This window comes from Mucilaginibacter sp. SG564, from assembly GCF_013149275.1.
Taxonomy (GTDB): Bacteria; Bacteroidota; Bacteroidia; order Sphingobacteriales; family Sphingobacteriaceae; genus Mucilaginibacter.
Map to the genome: position 1 here is coordinate 190,783 of NZ_JABGNA010000004.1, position 19,348 is coordinate 210,130.

19 protein-coding genes are annotated in these 19,348 nt (G+C 42.0%); 7 read left to right on the top strand and 12 right to left on the bottom strand.

From position 1 onward, the window contains the following. The first annotated feature begins 201 nt into the window (after positions 1–201). Complete coding sequence (locus FHW89_RS10755; protein WP_172335043.1) at positions 202–786, top strand: riboflavin synthase; 585 nt, start codon at positions 202–204, stop codon at positions 784–786. Here the strand turns inward: FHW89_RS10755 and FHW89_RS10760 are convergent. Continuing rightward, entirely contained in the window at positions 783–1,931 is a 1,149-nt protein-coding gene (locus FHW89_RS10760; RefSeq protein WP_172335044.1) for a tetratricopeptide repeat protein, read from the bottom strand. The two genes, FHW89_RS10755 and FHW89_RS10760, sit on opposite strands and share 4 nt — an antisense overlap. A gap of 116 nt (positions 1,932–2,047) precedes the next feature. Between FHW89_RS10760 and FHW89_RS10765 the strand changes: the two genes are divergently transcribed. Continuing rightward, positions 2,048–2,338 carry a hypothetical protein gene (locus tag FHW89_RS10765; RefSeq protein ID WP_172335045.1) on the top strand — a complete coding sequence of 97 codons (291 nt, stop codon included), beginning with the start codon at positions 2,048–2,050 and terminating at the stop codon, positions 2,336–2,338. 77 nt (positions 2,339–2,415) lie between these two features. On the opposite strand, the gene FHW89_RS10770 is transcribed toward FHW89_RS10765, so the two are convergent. Beyond that, positions 2,416–3,099, bottom strand: coding sequence for a hypothetical protein (locus FHW89_RS10770; protein ID WP_172335046.1), 684 nt, complete (start codon positions 3,097–3,099; stop codon positions 2,416–2,418). Between the two features lie 143 nt (positions 3,100–3,242). Between FHW89_RS10770 and FHW89_RS10775 the strand changes: the two genes are divergently transcribed. Together FHW89_RS10775 and FHW89_RS10780 are read left to right on the top strand one after the other, a co-directional pair. Further along, the gene (locus FHW89_RS10775) at positions 3,243–4,163 is read left to right on the top strand and encodes a ketopantoate reductase family protein (protein WP_172335047.1); all 921 of its coding nucleotides are present in this window, start codon (positions 3,243–3,245) and stop codon (positions 4,161–4,163) included. Between the two features lie 215 nt (positions 4,164–4,378). After that, positions 4,379–4,909 (top strand): DinB family protein, encoded by a 531-nt coding sequence (locus FHW89_RS10780; protein ID WP_253952216.1) that lies wholly within the window; start codon positions 4,379–4,381, stop codon positions 4,907–4,909. Positions 4,910–5,057: 148 nt separating this feature from the next. On the opposite strand, the gene FHW89_RS10785 is transcribed toward FHW89_RS10780, so the two are convergent. From FHW89_RS10785 to FHW89_RS10800, 4 genes are all read right to left on the bottom strand, one after another. Continuing rightward, the gene (locus tag FHW89_RS10785; protein WP_216650538.1) at positions 5,058–6,071 is read right to left on the bottom strand and encodes a hypothetical protein; all 1,014 of its coding nucleotides are present in this window, start codon (positions 6,069–6,071) and stop codon (positions 5,058–5,060) included. A gap of 130 nt (positions 6,072–6,201) precedes the next feature. Continuing rightward, entirely contained in the window at positions 6,202–8,058 is a 1,857-nt protein-coding gene (hscA, locus tag FHW89_RS10790) for a Fe-S protein assembly chaperone HscA (RefSeq protein ID WP_172335048.1), read from the bottom strand. A 149-nt stretch (positions 8,059–8,207) separates the two neighbouring features. Further along, positions 8,208–9,527, bottom strand: coding sequence for an MFS transporter (locus FHW89_RS10795; RefSeq protein ID WP_371742442.1), 1,320 nt, complete (start codon positions 9,525–9,527; stop codon positions 8,208–8,210). Between the two features lie 97 nt (positions 9,528–9,624). Then, the gene (locus tag FHW89_RS10800; RefSeq protein ID WP_172335050.1) at positions 9,625–10,434 is read right to left on the bottom strand and encodes an SDR family oxidoreductase; all 810 of its coding nucleotides are present in this window, start codon (positions 10,432–10,434) and stop codon (positions 9,625–9,627) included. Between the two features lie 246 nt (positions 10,435–10,680). Here FHW89_RS10800 and FHW89_RS10805 point away from each other — a divergent pair, with 246 nt between their 5' ends. Together FHW89_RS10805 and FHW89_RS10810 are read left to right on the top strand one after the other, a co-directional pair. Further along, entirely contained in the window at positions 10,681–11,334 is a 654-nt protein-coding gene (locus tag FHW89_RS10805; RefSeq protein ID WP_172335051.1) for a FadR/GntR family transcriptional regulator, read from the top strand. A 27-nt stretch (positions 11,335–11,361) separates the two neighbouring features. Further along, positions 11,362–12,600, top strand: a complete 1,239-nt coding sequence (locus FHW89_RS10810) for an MFS transporter (RefSeq protein WP_172335052.1) — start codon at positions 11,362–11,364, stop codon at positions 12,598–12,600. Positions 12,601–12,706: 106 nt separating this feature from the next. Here FHW89_RS10810 and FHW89_RS10815 read toward each other — a convergent pair whose 3' ends face one another. Then, positions 12,707–13,513 (bottom strand): polysaccharide biosynthesis/export family protein, encoded by an 807-nt coding sequence (locus tag FHW89_RS10815; RefSeq protein WP_172335053.1) that lies wholly within the window; start codon positions 13,511–13,513, stop codon positions 12,707–12,709. A 4-nt stretch (positions 13,514–13,517) separates the two neighbouring features. Beyond that, a complete protein-coding gene (locus FHW89_RS10820) occupies positions 13,518–14,678 on the bottom strand; it encodes a DUF1972 domain-containing protein (protein WP_172335054.1) in 1,161 nt (386 codons plus the stop codon). A 269-nt stretch (positions 14,679–14,947) separates the two neighbouring features. On the opposite strand from FHW89_RS10820, the gene FHW89_RS10825 reads away from it, so the two are divergent. Further along, positions 14,948–15,616: an acyltransferase gene (locus FHW89_RS10825; protein WP_172335055.1), complete on the top strand. Its 669-nt coding sequence runs from the start codon at positions 14,948–14,950 to the stop codon at positions 15,614–15,616. Here the strand turns inward: FHW89_RS10825 and FHW89_RS10830 are convergent. Genes FHW89_RS10830 through FHW89_RS10845 form a run of 4 tightly spaced genes read right to left on the bottom strand, consistent with a single transcriptional unit; the run spans position 15,613 to position 19,338 of the window. Beyond that, positions 15,613–16,158 carry a DapH/DapD/GlmU-related protein gene (locus tag FHW89_RS10830; RefSeq protein ID WP_216650539.1) on the bottom strand — a complete coding sequence of 182 codons (546 nt, stop codon included), beginning with the start codon at positions 16,156–16,158 and terminating at the stop codon, positions 15,613–15,615. The genes FHW89_RS10825 and FHW89_RS10830 overlap by 4 nt on opposite strands. Before the next feature lie 25 nt (positions 16,159–16,183). Then, positions 16,184–16,909 (bottom strand): DapH/DapD/GlmU-related protein, encoded by a 726-nt coding sequence (locus FHW89_RS10835; protein WP_253952217.1) that lies wholly within the window; start codon positions 16,907–16,909, stop codon positions 16,184–16,186. Further along, positions 16,893–18,035 carry a glycosyltransferase family 1 protein gene (locus tag FHW89_RS10840; protein ID WP_172335056.1) on the bottom strand — a complete coding sequence of 381 codons (1,143 nt, stop codon included), beginning with the start codon at positions 18,033–18,035 and terminating at the stop codon, positions 16,893–16,895. Before FHW89_RS10840 ends, FHW89_RS10835 begins: the two co-directional genes overlap by 17 nt. 1 nt (position 18,036) lies before the next feature. Beyond that, complete coding sequence (locus FHW89_RS10845) at positions 18,037–19,338, bottom strand: glycosyltransferase (protein ID WP_172335057.1); 1,302 nt, start codon at positions 19,336–19,338, stop codon at positions 18,037–18,039. Between the last annotated feature and the right edge of the window lie 10 nt (positions 19,339–19,348).

Sequence of the window (19,348 nt, forward strand, 5' to 3'; positions counted from 1 at the left end):
GGATTATTTGATTTTGTCATGCTGAATGGAGTGAAGCATCTATTACTCAATACGCATAATTCATTAATAGATCCTTCGTTTATCAGGATGACAAACGAAGATGCTTATCGTTTTTTCATTTTCCGCTGACAAAAAACATCTATAATATTTTTTAGCTTTGACACCAATCAAAAACTCCCCCTTTAGGGGGTTGGGGGGCATATGTTTACAGGAATTATAGAAACTTTGGGTAAAGTGACCGATCTGCAGCAAGATCAGGGCAACTTACATATCACTATTGAATCAGCTATTTCGCACGAATTAAAGATCGACCAATCGGTGGCGCATAACGGGGTTTGCTTAACAGTAGTAGCGCTGGCCGATGGCTTGCACGTGGTTACCGCCATTGAAGAAACGCTGAACAAAAGCAGCCTGGGTCATCTGAAAGTTGGCGAACCTGTAAACCTGGAACGCTGTATGCAAATGAATGCTCGGCTTGATGGACACATTGTTCAGGGTCATGTTGATCAGACTGCTGTTTGCACCGCCTTCAAGGAGCTCGATGGAAGCTGGGAGTACACTTTTGAGTACGATTCCTCTACCGGTAATGTCACCGTCGAAAAAGGATCTGTATGTGTCAACGGCATCAGTTTAACCGTAGTTAACTCCAAAGTCAATAGTTTTTCAGTGGCTATTATCCCCTATACTTTTGAGCATACCAACCTGCACAATGTACGCGAAGGATCAGTAGTTAACCTGGAGTTTGATATCATTGGCAAGTATGTAGCCAGGCTCATGCAGCGCTAACGGGCCAGTTCGTCCAGCCGCGATTTGGAATAAGCTACATATTTCTGCTGTTTTTCGGGTGGCTTGCTGTTGGTGTATTTCTTATAATATTTTGAAGCCATTTGTTTGTTTCTCAGCCCGGTATCATAAACTGATGCCAACAGGTAATAGAGGATCGGTTTCTCTGAAAATTGCATAGCTTTTTGATACGCCCAAACCGCCTTTTGGTATTTTTTGCGCACCTCGTAACTGTCGGCCATTTCAGCATAATAATCGCCAATGTTGGATGAGATGCCCTCTTTAATGGCATTATCCAGATTTTGAATGGCTTTGGGTTGATCTTTAAGCGCTTTGTAGGCCAGGGCGGCTACGTAAAAGCTGGTTTCTGTTTGTTCCATCATATTGAGGTCGGCAAAGGTTTCCACACTGCAAGTATAGTTTTTGAGATTGTAGTAAGCCACTCCAAGCTTGGTTAATACATACCCGGAACGATTGCCTAGATCTATCAGTTTTAAACAAGTGGTTTTAGTTTCCTCGAATTTGTCCTGCGATGAAACCAGTTTGAGCAGACTTTGCAACAAAATCATATTGTCAGGATCCTTAGCAATGGCTCCATTCAATACTTTTTCGGCCACAGGGTACTGTTTCAGGTTTACATAAAGATCGCTCAAATCGGATGCTACATCTGGCTCGGCAGGATTCAATTTATTAGCTTTTTGTAAGTAATAGATCATGCTACCAAAATCAGATTTATCACCCGCTATTTTACCCAATTGTTTGTACACTATAAAATTGCTACTGTCCTTTCGGGCTATCAATTTATAATAAGTTTCGGCTTTCAAATTATTACCCCGGCGCAGGTTAACAGTGCCCAGGCTAAATAAGGCCATGGTATTGGTTGAGTCAGCATCGTAAATACGTTGATAATACCCCTCCGCATCGGGCAGCCGACCGGCCATTTGCGATGTATAAGCCAGTTTGCCCAATACCCGGATATTGCTCACTGGTTCTGGATATGTTTTTTTAAGATAATCCGCAGCTTCGGCAAAGCGCTGGTTCTGATAATAATCAAGTAATAGGGAATCGTTTACAGCCGGTTGCTGCTGGGCCTCTACACCTGCCGAACAACAAAAAACAAGGAGAAAGAATAATATAAGGTTTTTCATATAACTAATTATTTAGTTAAACTAAACTATTAGTTATATATCAATAATCCAAATTCCAAACAATTTTTATTTCCCGGGGTTAATGAGATATACTTTAAATTAAAAAACACAACAGTATGGATAAGTTAAAGAAGTTTGAACTGATGGAGAAAATTGTCCATGAATTGGAAGACTTGAAGAATAGTCAGCAGGCCATTATTACCAAGCTGGCCAAAATTGAAGTAGACAATATAGAGCTTGGCGACAAAAGACTGGAAAAGGACCTTCCGGATATGCATCAGCGCGTAGCCGACAACCTGGACAATATCACCAGTATCCTGGAAGACTTTGCCCAGCAAACCAGTAATTTTAGCGATAACAACAACATTCAGGCGCTGAAAGAACAAGACGCCATCAACAAATTATAAAACTTGAATCCCCGGAAACGGGGATTTTTTTTTCCTTTTCTGCCTATGGCTAATGGAGGCGCAGATCGGCGATATGGCTACTTTTTTCTATTCTCTTTAATATCCTGGTTGTATTTTTTAATGGCTTCGTAATAGTTTTTTGTTTTAGCGTATTCAAAAGCATCAGCGTTTTGCTCAACCATGGGCATTAAATTTTCAGCAGATACCTTCAATATAGGTCCATCTCCTTTTTGTATACCGACCAATGTTTCGGGCATAAATTTAGTGTTATCCTCTTCACTTAAAAGCGAATAAGCATTAATAGGCCCAGAAATTACTTTGAACATCCAACAGCTATCTTTTGCCATTCCTTTATACCATTTATCTTCAACCTCACCTTCGGCAAGATTACGTTCGAGGCTCAGGGTTTCATCAGAGTATATTTTTTTGATTTTATTGGGATCATTTTTGGGGAGGTTCCTGTCTAAAAATAAAACATAGGTTTTATGCTTTGTAGTATCTAAATATATTTTAGAATATACCTGCCTTTTTGAGCTATCAGCCATTGTTATCACATAAACATAATCAAAATTGTAACTTCTACCCCCTCCCTTCTCGCTCAAAAAACCCATGTTCATCCTGTTTTGCATTTGTGATTGAGTAAACTGCTTGTTCCACATATTATTAACGGCATTCATTCTCGCATTCATATTTTGTGCGGATGCCTTCTGGGCGAACAGGATTAGTATGACAAGGGCAAAACGAGTATACAGTGGTTTCATGTGATAAAGTTTAGAAGGCCTAAAGCTGCATTTTTAATCGTATATAAGCAAATTTTGTTGCATACAACTCCGATCGGCCTCTTTTACCCATCTATGACAAAAGATAAAGTCAGCCGATTAACTTTGGCGAAAATTTCTATCTTATGAATCAGTCGATATTTATTGTTGGTAACGGAGCTATCGGAAAAGCTTTAGCTGTTTTTCTGAAACTGCAAGGCAAAAACGTGGTGATACTCCGCGGAAGCGTGGATGATGGCAGCAGCGTTATTGAAAAAATAGCTGTAGTGCTTGCCGATCAAAGTACATTGGAAGCGGATATCGAAATAACCACTTTAAGCCATTATGATAAACTGGATGGCATCGTGGTTTTAACCAATAAATCTTTTGGTAATGGCGATCTGGCCCCGGCACTGAAATCTAAAATCAACACATCACCTTTGGTTATCCTGCAAAACGGATTGGGCGTGGAGCAGGTATTTACCGATCACGAGTTTCCCGGGGTTTATCGGTGTGTGCTTTTTGTAACCAGTCAGGTGGGTACGGATGGCCGGGTGAGCTTTAAACCTGCATTCGAGTGTCCTATCGGTGGCATCAGTGGCGATACTACTCCTCTTCATGATATTGTTGCTGAACTAAGCACCCCACAGTTCTTGTTTCGTGCCGAAGAAAATATTCAACAGCTGATCTGGAAAAAAGCAATCATCAACAGTGTTTACAATTCGGTATGCCCATTGTTAAATATTGATAATGGCATATATCACCGGAATGAGCAGGCGCAGGCGATAGCCCGTGAGGTAGTTATGGAATGTGTACAGATAGCCCGAGAGACCGGTGTACTGCTGGAACCCAATGAAGTGATGACCAACTTACTGGCTATTAGCAAAGCTTCGGACGGTCAGCTGATATCTACCCTGCAGGATATTAACCGCAAACGACCAACAGAAATAGAAACATTGAATTTCGCGATCGTAAAAATTGCTGAAAAGTTTGGCAAAGCGCATTTGGTTGAACGTACAAAGTTACTTGGTGAGCTTGTTAAGCTGAAATCTGATATCAACCGCTAAATAATAACTGTTATTGCTGCCACGGGTTGATCTCGTATGGTTTAACAACGAGTGTTATGGATAATCATCGTCGAACCATAGTGTATAGGAGGACTCTGCCCACAGGTCTCCGACAAGCAGTATCTATTACAAAATAGATACCCCCTACATTCTACATAACAATGGAATTTAATAACTTAGTAAAACCAATTATAAACCAATCTTAAAACTATTCAATGATGAAAAAGCTAACCTTTCTGTTTACCTTTATGGTAATGGTTTTCGCCTGCACAACGGTATACGCGCAGGCTACAAACGACCAAATAGTTGCCGAATGGCAGCGCGCCAAAAACTACACTAAAGCCTATCTGGATGCGATGCCCGATGATGGTTACGGCTTAAAACCAACCCCCGAAATGCGGTCGTTTGCCGGGCAAATGCTGCACCTGGCTGATGACAACTATTTTTTCACTTGCTGGGTAAGCGGCAAAACCAATCCACTCGGAAAAACATCCCTCGAAAAAACAGTTGGCCCCACCAAAGCGGCAACTATTAAAGCAGTAATGGATAGTTATGATTTCGCGATCAGTACTATACAGGGTATGACACCGGCACAACTACAGGAAACGATGAAGGTGAGTGGAAAGGAATTTTCCAAATTTATTGTTCTAAATAAGGGCTTTGAACATCAGACCCATCACCGCGGGCAAGCCACTGTTTACCTGCGCTTAAAAGGCGTAACGCCACCACAGGAAATGCTGTTTTAGAAGAGAAGAAACAAGAAGTAAGAGTCAAGAATCAGGACATACAAAATGTCATCCCGAACGGGGTACGAGGAGAGATCTTTACAAGCGACTTCATCGCGCGCAAAAGATCTCTCACTATCGTTCGAGATGACATTTTCGGTATAATTCCCTACTGGTATTGTATATAAATAGGCGCAGGCTTCAAACTCAAAACCTCTTTGGGGGTAAGCATGCGGTGAGGTGCGTTCTTGATATCGTTTTTATAGAATAACTTAAAACCTGTAAACTGCACGGGCTCCTGTGAAATGAAATATTTGTAGGTACCTTTCTTGAGATCAGGTCCGCCCCAACCATCCATGTCCATAACTACCTGCACTTCGTTGCGTAGTTTTATATCCTTATAATTGGTTACCATGCGTTTGGTAAAGCGGTGTATCACAAATATTTTGGGTGGCAGATTGTTCTTTTTCACCAATCCACTTAAATAGCCTGTTACATAGTTAATATCATCAGCATCAAAAGTACCTATGCGTTTGCCCGGTACACTCCCCTCTTTCATGGAAAATTCCGGATCGATGCCCAGGTGAACGTTTGGCATTTTCATATATTTCTCCAACAAAGGCAATTCGGTTTGTACCGTACTGAAGCCTACCTGAATATCCAGGAACACGATAGCGTTGATCTGTTTGGCCATATCCAGCACTTTATCAATCTCTCTGAAAGGCATCCGTAAATTATGCAAACCATTTCTGCCGGCATCGGCCTGAGCAGTAACACAAATGTAGTGCAGCGCAGGTACCACTGGTGTAAGGGTATCGGCTTTTTCCCATACTTTCACCTCGCCTTTAAGCTTGGCCAGCATGTCTTTTGGCGCGTATTCGCCCAATACACCCATATTTTTGGAGTACATGTTACCATAGTATGCCACAATGCGGCTGAAAGGCAAAATAGCACCAGGCAATGGATATGGTGCTTTTTTCACAGGCCATCTGCCGGTTTGGTCGCCGTTGGCCAGCCGCTTCATCAGCGAATCATATTGCAGGGTATCCAGCGTGGTGGCGCTTTTTAACGTGGTGTCTTTATATAAACGCAACGAATTTATCGCGTGAGCTTTATCAAATGAGCCTGCTAAACAAACAGCCGCGATGGCTAACAATACGAATACCCTGGTAATTATCTTCAAACTGATATAATTTATTTATGATGTATATGTAGAGCCAAGAATTAAGAAACCCATGAAAACATGCTGACATGATATTAAGCAACAACTTTTCGTGCTTCTTTCTTGATTCCTGCTTCTAATAAAATGTCTATTATTCAATACTCTTACCCTTCATGGCGGTGCTGATGGCCTGATCCATCAGGCGCTCGGCAAATGGCCGGGTAAATTCATTGATCTCGTCAATACGTTTCAGGATCAGGTCCTTATCACCAGACGTCAGCGATTCTCTCAGGGCCACCAGGTGTTTGTGTGTTTCGGCAGATTCTGTAACCGTAACGTAATCGCCGTTCTTTTGCAAAAAGCGTTCCACAGTGTATAGCATCTGCTCGCCCTCGGTACGGGCTTCTATCAACATACGCTGGCTCACATCGTCTTTAGCGTGGGTTATACTGTCCATCAACATTTGCTCCACCTGCTCATCGGTAATGCCGTAAGTAGGTTTTACTTCGATCTCCTGTTTTACGCCCGAACGCAGTTCAATAGCCTGTATGGTGAGTATGCCATCGGCATTCAGTAAAAAGTTGATATCTACCTTCGGGAAGCCTGCTGGCATAGATGGGATACCTTTGAGATTAAACTCAGCCAGTTTCCGGTTCTCTTTGATCAGGTCTCGCTCTCCCTGGTAAACGGCTATCTTCATATTCACCTGCCCGTCGATGGATGTAGTATATTGACGACCACCTTTAGTTGGTACTTTAGAGTTACGGGGGATGATCACATCCATCAGGCCGCCCATGGTTTCGATACCTAAAGACAGCGGGGTAACATCCAGCAATAAAATATCTTTACGGTTACCGGCCAAAATATCGGCCTGTATAGCGGCGCCAAGCGCTACTACTTCGTCCGGATTCAATTCGGCATGCACCTCGCGGCCAAAAAATTCGGCCACCATTTTTTTAACCAGCGCGGTACGGGTAGATCCACCAACCATCACCACTTCATCTATCTCTTTGATGGTTAGTTTAGCATCTTTCAATGCATTCTGGCAGGCGGTAATAGTTTGCTGCACTTTAGGCGCAATCAGTTCCTCAAACATAGTACGATCAAGCGTGCACCAAATCTCCCCTATTTTATCATTAAACAGGCTTTGGTGCGCAAAGGATTTTTTAGCTTCCTCGGCTTTTAAACGTAACTGCTGCGCCAGCTCGTTATTGGCAACAACATCGGCTTTGTTCAGCTGGTTCTTTTCTATCCAGTAATCAACAATCAGGCGGTCAAAATCGTCACCTCCTAAAAAAGTATCGCCATTGGTAGCCAGCACTTCAAAAATGCCATTCTGTATTTGCAGTATGGATACATCAAAAGTACCACCACCTAAATCATATACAGCAATGGTTTTGGTTTCCTCCGGATTTAAGCCGATACCATAGGCCAGACTCGCGGCTGTTGGCTCGTTCACGATGCGCAATACATCCAATCCGGCCAGTTTACCGGCATCACGGGTAGCCTGGCGCTGCGAATCGTTAAAATAGGCCGGCACGGTGATCACCGCACGGTTTACCGGTGTCTTTAGCGCATGTTCGGCGCGGGCTTTTAATTCTTTTAATATCAGGGCCGATAATTCTATCGGTGTATAAAATTTATCGCCAACCTTAATTTTTACCAGGCTTTCGGTATCGTCATCGATAACCTTGTACGAGAAAAAATCCTTATAATTTTCAATATCATGATAACTGCGGCCGAGCAGGCGTTTTACCGAGAAAACGGTATTCTGCGGATCGGTGATCAGAAACTCTTTGGCTTCATTACCCACCAAAACATCGCCGCTTGGCCCAAAATGCACTACAGATGGCACCAACACACCTTTACCAGTATCATTGATAACCAACGGATTTTTATCGGGGTTGATGAACGCCACTAAGGAATTGGTGGTACCCAGATCGATACCCACAATAATATCTTCTTTTTGTATGGAACCCGTTGCCAGGTTGATAGAAACTTTAGCCATGGTAGTCAATTAACAAGCCGCAAATGTACTTAGTTTTGGGCGATGATGTGTCTTTTGAATGTGTAATTTTGTCTGAATCAGAATTTACAGAATTTTTTAATTAACAGAATTAAAGGAAATTTAATTCTGGAAATTCTGATTCAGAACATCTACACCGCTACAGACTCCGTCGATCTTACCCTCCCCTCCAGTACGATCAGCGATACCAGCAGGATCAACCCCATGGCAAAAAAGCCGTCGAGCATCAGTGCCGAGTCGCGCATTTCATGGGTCACAGATTCTACAAAACCGAATGCGAACAGGCCTACTACGATAGACAGCTTTTCGGTAACATCATAAAAGCTAAAATAAGACGCCGTATCAGGGATGTTTGCTGGAATATATTTAGAAAAAGTTGATCGTGATAATGATTGTACGCCCCCCATAACCAGTCCCACCACTACCGCGGCAGCATAAAACTGGTGCGCGTTGGCCACAAAATAAACACTACCACATATCAGGCACCAGATACCTACTATGCCTGCCAGCACCTTGGTGTTGCCGTATTTAGCAGATAATTTCGCGGTTATAGCAGCGCCGATGATCGCTACTATTTGTATCAACAAAATAATAACGATCAGGTCTTCTTCAGGCATCTTGAGTTCTTTGGCCCCGAAATTGGCGGCCACCAGTAAAATGGTTTGCACTCCTACCGAATAAAAGAAAAAGGCAGGCAGAAACCGTTTTAATAAAGGCAGCTGTTTTACTTTTCGCCAAACTTTGCCCAGCTCTTTAAAGCCGCCGGTTAATACATTATATTCATGCGAACCTGAATTCGGCTGTCCTTTAGGCAGCATATAAAAGGCAATGAACGAAAAACCTATCCACCAGATACCTACAATCAGGAACGACAAACGTGCCGCCACATCATCGGTAATGCCAAACGTTTTGGGCGATAATACAAACACGAAGCAAAGCACCTGTACTACAATGCTACCGGCGAAGCCATAAATAAAACCTTTTGCACTCACGGCGTCCTGCTGATCGAGCGTGGCTATTTGCGGCAGGTACGAATTATAAAACACAAATCCACCACAATAACCTATAGATGCCAAACCATAACAAATCATGCTAAACGTAAAAGTATGCATGGTAAAAAAGAACATACCCGCACAGGCCAGGCTCCCCATCCAGGTAAACAACTGCATGTATAGCTTTTTATGCCCCTTATAATCGGCAATGGAGGTAAGTATCGGCAACAGGAATACGATAATGAGATATGACAAACCCAGCACATAAGTTGATAGCACCGTATTAATATACCTATGGCCAAAAAAGGTAACCATGCCACCCGGATTGTTATCCTGCGTAATAGCCACGTAATATGCCGGGAATATAGTTGACAGGATCACCATGTTATAAGCCTGGTTGGCCCAATCAAACATGGCCCAGGCCCAGATGGTTTTTTTATTGTTTTTTACTGCTTCCACAATGAAGTTGATTGGTTGATTATGTGATTGGTTGATTGAGTTAATTGGATGCCGGTAACTAACCATTCACTTAATCAACTCAATCAACCAATCAACTTTACTTTATTCCGTAATGATCATTCATCAATTTTACAAATAACGAGCCCGGCAATATGGCTTTAAGCGTAGGTACAATGGTTTGCCCCAATGCCCCTACCAGGTAGTTATGCGCCGGTTTTGATTTGGCTACAATTTTACAAACCTGGTCAGCCACTTTGCTGGCTTCGCCGCCAATGCTTTCGTCTTTTTCCATACTGGCTACCGCTGCTTCAAACTCTTTTTTCAGTTGCTCGTTAGCTAATGTAAAAGGCACCTTTTCACGACTGCCGGTAAAATCGGTTTTAAAATCGCCTGGATTTACTACTGCAACTTTAACGCCTGTATTTTGCAGTTCCATACGCAAGCTTTGCGAGTATCCTTCAATAGCAAATTTTGAAGCAGCGTACAGTCCCTGGTAAGGCAATCCAAACAAGCCAGCCAATGAGCTGATGTTGATAACCAAACCTTGTTTCTTTTCGATCATACCGGGCAGCACAGCGCTGTTTACCCGCACCACCCCAAAAAAGTTTACCTCAAATTGCTTTTTGGCATCTTCAACCCGCACGGTATATAGGGGTGCAGCTATTCCATTACCAGCGTTATTCACTACCACATCAATACGCCCTTCGGCTTTGATAATTTTTTCAATCCCTGCGCTAACAGATGCATCATCGGTAACATCAAGCTGCAGCGGAGTAAACGGTACATCTTTAATACGGTTTATATCGCGGCTGGTGCCATATACTGTATGTCCCTGAGCTGATAGTGCGTTGGCCGTAGCTAAGCCTAAACCAGATGATGCTCCGGTTACAAGTATTACTTTTTTCATTTTTGTTGGTGTGGGTTGATATAGTGTTTTAAGTGTTTAAATATCGGGTAAAACGTTAAATTATCAATAGGGTAAAAATGCCGGCCGTAAAGTTAGTATAAAAGCCGCATAAACTTAAAGCTAAACTATACCCAAATAAGGTGATTTATACCTATCTCTAATCCATTTATTCTGACGCAGCTCACTCTTTTTTTTAACAAAATTTCCTTATTTTAAATATATACTCTACCTTTATCATCAGATGATATGATGATGACCGTTATACATAAAAGATCACTTGCCGAGGAAGTTGCTGATCAATTGCGAAAAGCTATTGCCGAAGGAAAGTACAAAACAGGTGAACAGCTGCCTATCGAACCCGAACTGATGAAGCAGTTTGGCGTCGGGCGGTCATCCGTACGCGAGGCTATCCGTATTCTGGCCAATTCAGGTTTACTGCGGGTACAGCAGGGCGTGGGTACTTTTATAGAAGCTCCGGCCGGCATCAACGAGCCCTTTCATCAGCGTTTAAAACGTGCCGATGCACATGACCTTGACGAGGTGAGGCAGTTGCTTGAAATGAAGATAGCCGAAAAAGCCGCCGCCAACCGCACCGAAAAAGACTTGGAAAACATCAAGGCAAAATTGGATAAACGTACGGCTATGGCTTACGGCGGAACCATGGAGGAATGTATCAATGCCGATATCGAGTTCCACATGAGTATTGCGGAAGCGGCGCGTAACCCCATCCTGGCCGATCTGTACCAATCATTTTGCATCCAGCTCAAAGGCTGGTTTTTGAAACTATATCCCGATACTACCATATTCCAGGATACGCTTCACGAAGAACTTTATGAAAGCATCAAAAACCGCGATGAGAAAAAAGCGTGGAATTGTATCACCCAAATAATCATGAGATAATTTTTTTACTATATAACATCAGATGATATGATGAATGAATCTTTAGCAGAACCTTTGGACCAAACCAAAACCATAGCCGAAAAAACGGTTTACTCCATTCTTTTTACCATAAGCCTGTCGCATTTGCTCAACGATATGCTGCAGTCGGTTATTCCATCTATTTACCCACTCATCAAAACCAGCTATCATCTGAGTTTTAGTGACATTGGTCTGGTGACGCTAACTTACCAGCTATCGGCCTCGCTACTCCAGCCTTTTGTGGGGATGTATACCGATAAAAGACCCAAACCTTATTCGCTACCTGTGGGTATGGCGTTCACTTTAACCGGTTTGGCATGCCTTGCATTTGCACCGGGTTTTTATTCTATACTGCTGGCAGTGGCACTAATAGGTGTTGGCTCCTCCATATTTCACCCGGAATCATCAAGGGTTGCACACATGGCATCGGGTGGTAAACGCGGGCTGGCACAATCTATTTTTCAATTAGGCGGTAATGCAGGCAGCGCGCTTGGGCCATTACTGGCAGCCTTAATTGTGGTACCGTTTGGCCAAAGCAGCGTAATGTGGTTTTCGCTGGTCGCTTTATTAGCCATTATCATTTTAATTTACATTGGTAACTGGTATAAAGCATTTGCCTTACCCAAAACTAAATCAGCTCATACAGCTGTGGCACACCATAAGCTATCATCCAGGCGTATTGGCTTTTCGCTGGCTATTCTTATTGTACTTATTTTTTCCAAATACTTTTATCTGGCCAGCATCACCAGCTATTATACATTCTTCCTGATCGATAAATTCCATCTGGGCGTGCAAAGCTCTCAGCTTTATTTGTTTATATTCCTGGCAGCGGTGGCAGCAGGTACCCTTTTAGGTGGCCCACTGGGTGATCGTTTCGGCCGTAAATACATCATCTGGATCTCGATACTGGGAGTAGCACCGTTTACCCTGATGCTACCTTACGCCAATTTATTCTGGACAAGCATCCTATCCGTAATTATCGGTGTGATCATATCATCAGCATTCTCGGCCATTTTGGTTTATGCCCAGGAACTGATGCCAGGTAAAGTGGGGATGATAGCCGGTTTATTTTTTGGCTTCGCATTTGGTATGGGAGGGTTGGGGTCAGCCATATTGGGTAAACTGGCCGATAGTACTAGCATAAGCTATGTTTTCCATGTATGCGCTTATCTGCCACTAATCGGTATACTTACGGCATTTTTACCTAACCTGGAAACGAGAAAGAAAAAAGTTGCGCTTAAAGCTTAAAATTAATTTAAGTAGATTTTAAAACAACAGATCCCCGGGTATATACCCGGGGATCATGTTTTGTAAGTACTGCAAACAGTAATCAGGTTTAAGATGTAGGGCTAAACTATTTCCTTAATGTAAGGATGATCAGAGCCGTATTCAACAACAGCAAAGCCGGTTGGGCAATGGTTGTAATGTTTTGTAACTTATCATTACGTATTGCGCGTCTGTTTTGTTCCACATAAATGATATCCTGGTTCTGAATAATCGTTTCGGGATTTGTTAAAGATGCTACATCATCCAGATCAACGTCAATAATCTGCTTGGCTTGCAGTCCTCCGCCCCTCACTATTCTTACCTTTTTTTCATTGCCTTTTTCGGTCAGTCCACCGGCTTCGCCCAATATTTCCATGAGCGTGGTTTCGTCTTTAAGTAATGGATAATTACCCGGTCTTTTTACCTCTCCTACCAATGTAGCCTTTAAATTGATCACTTTCACCTCCATAATGGGGTTTTTAAGTACATTTTTCTTGTACAGGTCATCCAGTTTTTTTGAAGTTTCCAATCTCGATAAACCAACTACCTCTACCCTTCCAATTACGGGTAAAGCAATAGTGCCGTCACTTTCAACCTGGTAATCCAATGCCTGTGAACCGCCACCTGCTGATGCCTGATCGGTAGTATTGGTTGTGCTGGCCTCATCCGTGATCAACTTAATGCTTTGCAAATTCCTTATCCGTAAAATATCACCGGCCTTAATCTTATAGTCCGATATCTTATAATCGTCCATTTTCACCGGAGCGGCCTGAGACTTGGAGTTTTGTTCAAAATAGGCCTGGTTTTGCTTATATGAACATGAACCTAAAAGCATAGCAAGGGCGCTTACCGTAAAAAGTAACGGTAAATAACTTATTAATCTATTAATTCGCATTGATCTATAAATTTTCTAAAAGGAATGATACTTCAGGATTAACTGTTTTGGGTTGATAAGCTTTTCCGCGTTCGGCCAGAATAGATTCAAAATGTTCGGCATATTGATCTATGATCCTGTCGCAAGTGTAAAGCTCCATTATTTTTTGTTTGTTATTCTCCATTAGTTGGGTATATCGGCTCTCGTTTTTATTACCCGTAAGCAGGTGAAAAACAACATCATCAGCATCACTAAAATACAAAGCGTCGTTTTCCAGGATAGCCCTGTTAAATTTATTATCATTTGAGCAAATAAGGCTGTTGGATGCCATGGCTTCCAACAATGAAGGATTGGTACCACCTACGGTATGGCCATGAAAGTATAAATTGGAGTAATATCTCAAATTATTGAGTTTATTCATATTATATATGCCACCACAAAACTTAATATTAGGATAATAAGCAAATTTTGCACTTAAATAAGTACCAAAATCGTTATCTGTACTACCTACTACTAAAAACTCGCGGTTAGTATCTGCTTTAACCACACCATCTAAAATAGTTTCGATATTATTTTCCGGCTCCATGCGGGCAATCAGCATATCATACTGATATGGCTCCAGCTTAAATTCACTAAGCAACGCCGGATCGGGCTGGTCAAAAATATCGGCGCCGTAAGCTATATAGGTTGATTTCTTGTTGTACTTGTGCTCCAGATACCTTTGTATCTCTACCGAGTCGGCTATTAAATGATCACTATAGCGTACAGCCAGCTTTTCGGCAAATTTCAAAAATGACTGAACAGGTTTGGAATATTTAGATCTTTTCCATTCCAATCCGTCCATATTGGTAGTTACTATGGTATTCCTGGGTAAAAGCCAACCCCAAACAGAACTGCTGGTATACCCCAGTTGAAGAATGATATCGAATTTCTTTTTCTTTAAATCTTTTATGCAATTATAGTCGTATAAGAATTGTCCTGCCGTTCCCAGTTTGAACTCCGGGTCATAGCAATGGCATATCTCAACAGAGTTCCAGGTTTTTTCCTGGTATGGGTGGTTATGAGAGTTATAAACAACTACCTCATAACCTTTTTTGACTAAGCCTGCGGCCAGGTACTCAGCGCACTGTTCAAAACCTCCGTAATGGTTCGGAATACCCCTGGTTCCAATGATAGCTATACGCATAATAATATATATTTAATATTTTAATCAATAATTGATCAATATTTTAGGGCTCTGGTCATCAGTTATATCCTCTGATCGAACCATGTATAATTATACGTAGAAACACAGGTAAAAGCTTCGTTTAAAGACTATGTGAACAAACAGACCGTAAAAATCATGAGTGAACAAAATAAACAAGAAAGTAAAGGTGATTATGGAAAAACATTGTATTTTTCCATTGAAAATTATTATACTTATATGTATTACGTCCCCAAAATAATAATTTAACAATGATCAAAGTTTTCAAATTCCTGAGCAGGATCAATTTAAAGAGCATCATTTTTAATTTCAGATATTTCCCTTTTAAAACAGCTATTAAGTTCCCGGTTCTAATATCAAGTAATGTGTTTCTGCACAAAACAAAAGGCAGGGTAATTATCAATGCGCCTATCAGAACAGCCTTAATACAAATTGGTTATGGTGCTATTGGAATTACCGATTTTAAAAGATCAAGGGCTGTGTGGGAAGTGGATGGGGATGTTGTGTTTAACGGCAGGGCATTTATTATGCACGGCTGCAAGATCAACGTTTTTAAAAACGCCGAACTTATTTTTGGCGATGATTTCAATATGAGCACCGAATGCGCCATTGTTGCTGCTAAAAAGATAGTAATTGGTGATCACAGCGGCATATCATGGGAATCATTAGTAATGGATACCGATTTTCATCATATAGCCGACCAAACTACCGGCGAAGTTTTTAACCATCCGAAAGAGATCATCATTGGCGATAATGTTTGGGTAGGCTGCAAATGCACCATACTCAAAGGGGCCATTATACCATCTGGTAGTGTGGTAGCTGCCAACTCCATGGTAACTAAAAAGCTGGATGGTGAAAACTCTATTTTTGGAGGTAATCCTATGCGGGTATTAAAAACAGGAATTAAATGGTGGTATTAAATAATGGGTAAAACCGCATCGCTCAAATCATAATTAAGGTTTTCATTGCGCTTGGCTATAGGTTTGGCGGGTACTCCACCAACTACGGTGTAGGGCTGCACATTGCGGGTAACTACCGCGCCGGCAGCAACAACCGCTCCTTTCCCAATGGTTACGCCTGGCAAAATAACGGTACGGGAGCATAACCAAACGTAATCTTCAATAATTACCGGCTGGCCTGTCTGCGCAAAATCGGGACTGTTATAATCATGATGCAAAGTCCAGATCATGACCTCGTTACTGATGTTCACATTATTACCAATACTTAATCCCATGCGTGCATCCAGCAGGGCGTTGTGCCCAACAATGGTACCGTGGCCAATACTTAATTTCCACGGACTCCTTACTTCAAATCCCCTGTACAACCCCACACGCCAGTTTATTTTTGCTTTTAACATCCGCAGTAAAAAAATACGTAAAGTATGAAATGGCAGCCAGCCTATGATACTACATATCATGTAAAGTACCGAACCTTTGAGTTTTGCCATATTATTTGCGGGCATAATTTTGATTTAGAATTTATTGATCTTATACCGGTACTTCCTGACTAAGCAATTCGCCCCGTTTCTTTAAAATTTTAGCGGGTACTCCGGCTACTACCGAATGCGGTGCAACAGTTTTAGTAACAATGCTGCCGGCGGCAATTACACACCCCTCGCCTATAGTTACGCCAGCCAATATGGTTACCCCGGCACCTATCCAGCAGTTATCATGAATAAATACGCCGTTACGGGTTACGCCCTGATCTTTAATATTGATGTTAAAGTCGGCAAAGTTGTGGTTCTCTGAGAATATTTTAACCCCTGGGCCAATGATCACATTATCGCCAATTTCAATACCACCCTGCCCCCCCAGATAAGTACCCGCGTTAATACCACTGCAATTACCCACAATGATCCCTTTACCTTTTTGCGCGATAACACCTGTACAGATCAGGGTGCAATTACGGGCAATGGAAACATTATTTTTAATCCGGATACCATCAGATGATAAAGCATTGATGTAAACATGATCTTCAATAATAAGGTTTTTACCCGCCGAAAACAGGTAAGAATGCTTGATATTGACGTGCGAGCCTATAAACACCAAACCTTCTGACCTTTTAAAAAACATCCGTTTCCATACACCACGGGATAATTGCCGGCACCTGCCCCACAAAATAACCGACAACTCCCGCAAACTATAATCGTTCTCAAATTTATAGTCGGGGTTATTTTTAAGCCTGCGTATTACCTTTTCAATTAATGTATGCATCGCCTATTAATTTTAATATTCCATTTGCCGATACCTGCCATGAAAATTTCCGGGCATGATCAATCCCTTCCGACACCTTTTTCTGATACAATACGGTATCATTCAGTAAAAAATTGATCTTTTCGGCAATATCTTCAGGATGGTCAGGATTAATATACATCGCCGCGTCGCCGCAAACCTCGGGCATTGCTGTGCGCTGCGATACGACAACCGGCACTCCGCACTGCATGGCCTCCAATGGTGGCAAGCCAAAACCTTCAGCGTATGACGGGAAGCAAAAAACTGTAGCATTGGCATAAATCAGGTACAGATCTTCCTCGGGTACATGCCCGGTAAATATCACCCGGTGCGAAACACCTTCGGCCCGGATATGATCTTTCAGTAAATTAATGTCACTGCCTAACTCACCAGCAACAACCAATTTAATGGCTTTGTCATCCAACTGGTTTAATGAGCTAACCAAATGAAATATATTTTTGCGGATATTAACACGCCCTACGTACAGCAGATACCTGGCAGGCAGGTTATACCTTTGCATAAAACCGCTTACATTATCGTCGGTATAATTTGCCAAGGTCTTGAACGCGTTATTGATCCCATGATAAACTACCGCTATTCTATCTTCACTAGCCACATTATTTTTGATCAATCGATCTTTCTCTGAATGGGATATAGTAATGATCATATCCGCCTTAGTTGCCAAACGCTTCATTTTAGTAAAATATGCCAGTTCAGATGCTGTGTAATATTGTGGATAATCCAAAAACAAGACATCATGTATATAAACTATCTTGCGCAATTTATTGGGCCACAAACTGCTAAAGTTTTGAAAAAGCACCGCCTGCAAACCATATATCCGGGCTATTAGGGGCACCAACAGCATATTGGATAACATATTGGGAATAACCGGTAAAAAGATAAGTTTTACCGATGATGGAAAGTACGCTAGTGCTTGTTTCTTACAATCGCGGGTGATGAGCAGGTAAAGCTGAAACTGATCGTTGGGATTATTCACCATCTCGTTTACCAGGTTTTTTACTACCATGTTGCCACTCGGCGGTCCTTTGAAAAACCACTTGGCATCAATACCTAATTTGATTGTTTTATGTTGACCGTCGGCAAGCATATCAGGCAGTTAATGTGGTTAATTTGGGTGATGAATTATAACGTCTTTCGCGCAATTGGATAGCCTCGTCATACACATTGTTTAACTGAACAAGTCGCTTATCCCAGCCATGATCAGCAGCACAGACTATGGTAGTTTGGGCCAGATCAACCAATTTATGTGGATTGGTGAGTACATCTTGCAGCACAGCGCTCATATCATATACAATGCTGGCATAGGTGCCTAGTTTTATTTTGATGCCGCATTGGTTACTGATCACATTACCCATACCACAATGATCTATGGTTAAAGTAGGTACACCATAAGTTAAGGCTTCAAATATCACCGCCGGATTATCCTCAGCTATACTGGTGATGATGTGCAGATGCGCGCCTGACATTACACGGATAGCATCTGGTCGGGGTATATGCCCATGCCATACCAGGTGATCGGTTAGGTTTAACTCAGCAGCTTTTTGCTGTAATTTTTCTTTCAGCGGACCATTACCCAATACATGCAGCTTCCAGTTATTTTGTTTAACCTTTGCCAGCACATCAAGGCACATACTGAAGTTTTTACGCTCAATAAGTGAACCCGACCATACCAGCTGAACTTGTTGGTTGATGTGATCAAATTTTGATTCGTCCAAAAAAGCTTGACTAACAATGCCTTGTTCAGACAGATAATAACTATCCACACCGAACTTTTCGCGAATGGTTTGCTGCCCTGCAGATGTAGCCGCCACCAGCACATCGGCCTGCAAAAACGCTTCCCTGATACGTTTTGAATAATTTAGCTGGATATGGTTGATAGCATTTTTCACTCTGAATTTCAGCTTAGTTGAAAAAGGCTTCCCTTTCAATAACTCCGGGTTGATGATATTCATACCACCTATTGGGCCCCAAACGGTAGGTTTATTCAATTTCCACAAAAAGCCCGGCTCCCGGTAACCGATAGGCCCTAACTGGTGCACTACATCAATATCAACGGTTCTTAAAACTTCACGGGCAACTCTCAACGCCTTTTTTTGCCATAAATAATAGGCAAAATAGAAAAACCAACCCAGGCCCGCTTTATCTAATAACGTGATCGCTTTTGCCAACCGCCCGGGCTGTACTTCAATAAAATGAACAGGGGCTAAAGGATTATCCTGTACATATTTTCTCATGGTTTGGGTATCGCCCATGAAATTATCAGACATGCCATAAAGTACCCATACCTCATGCTGACTGGCCAGGTGAGTTACCGTATTCCAGGCAGCACCATACTCAGACCCCCTAAAAGGGGATATTGCATAAGCCGATATGAGTATCTTTTTTTTCATGACAGGGGTA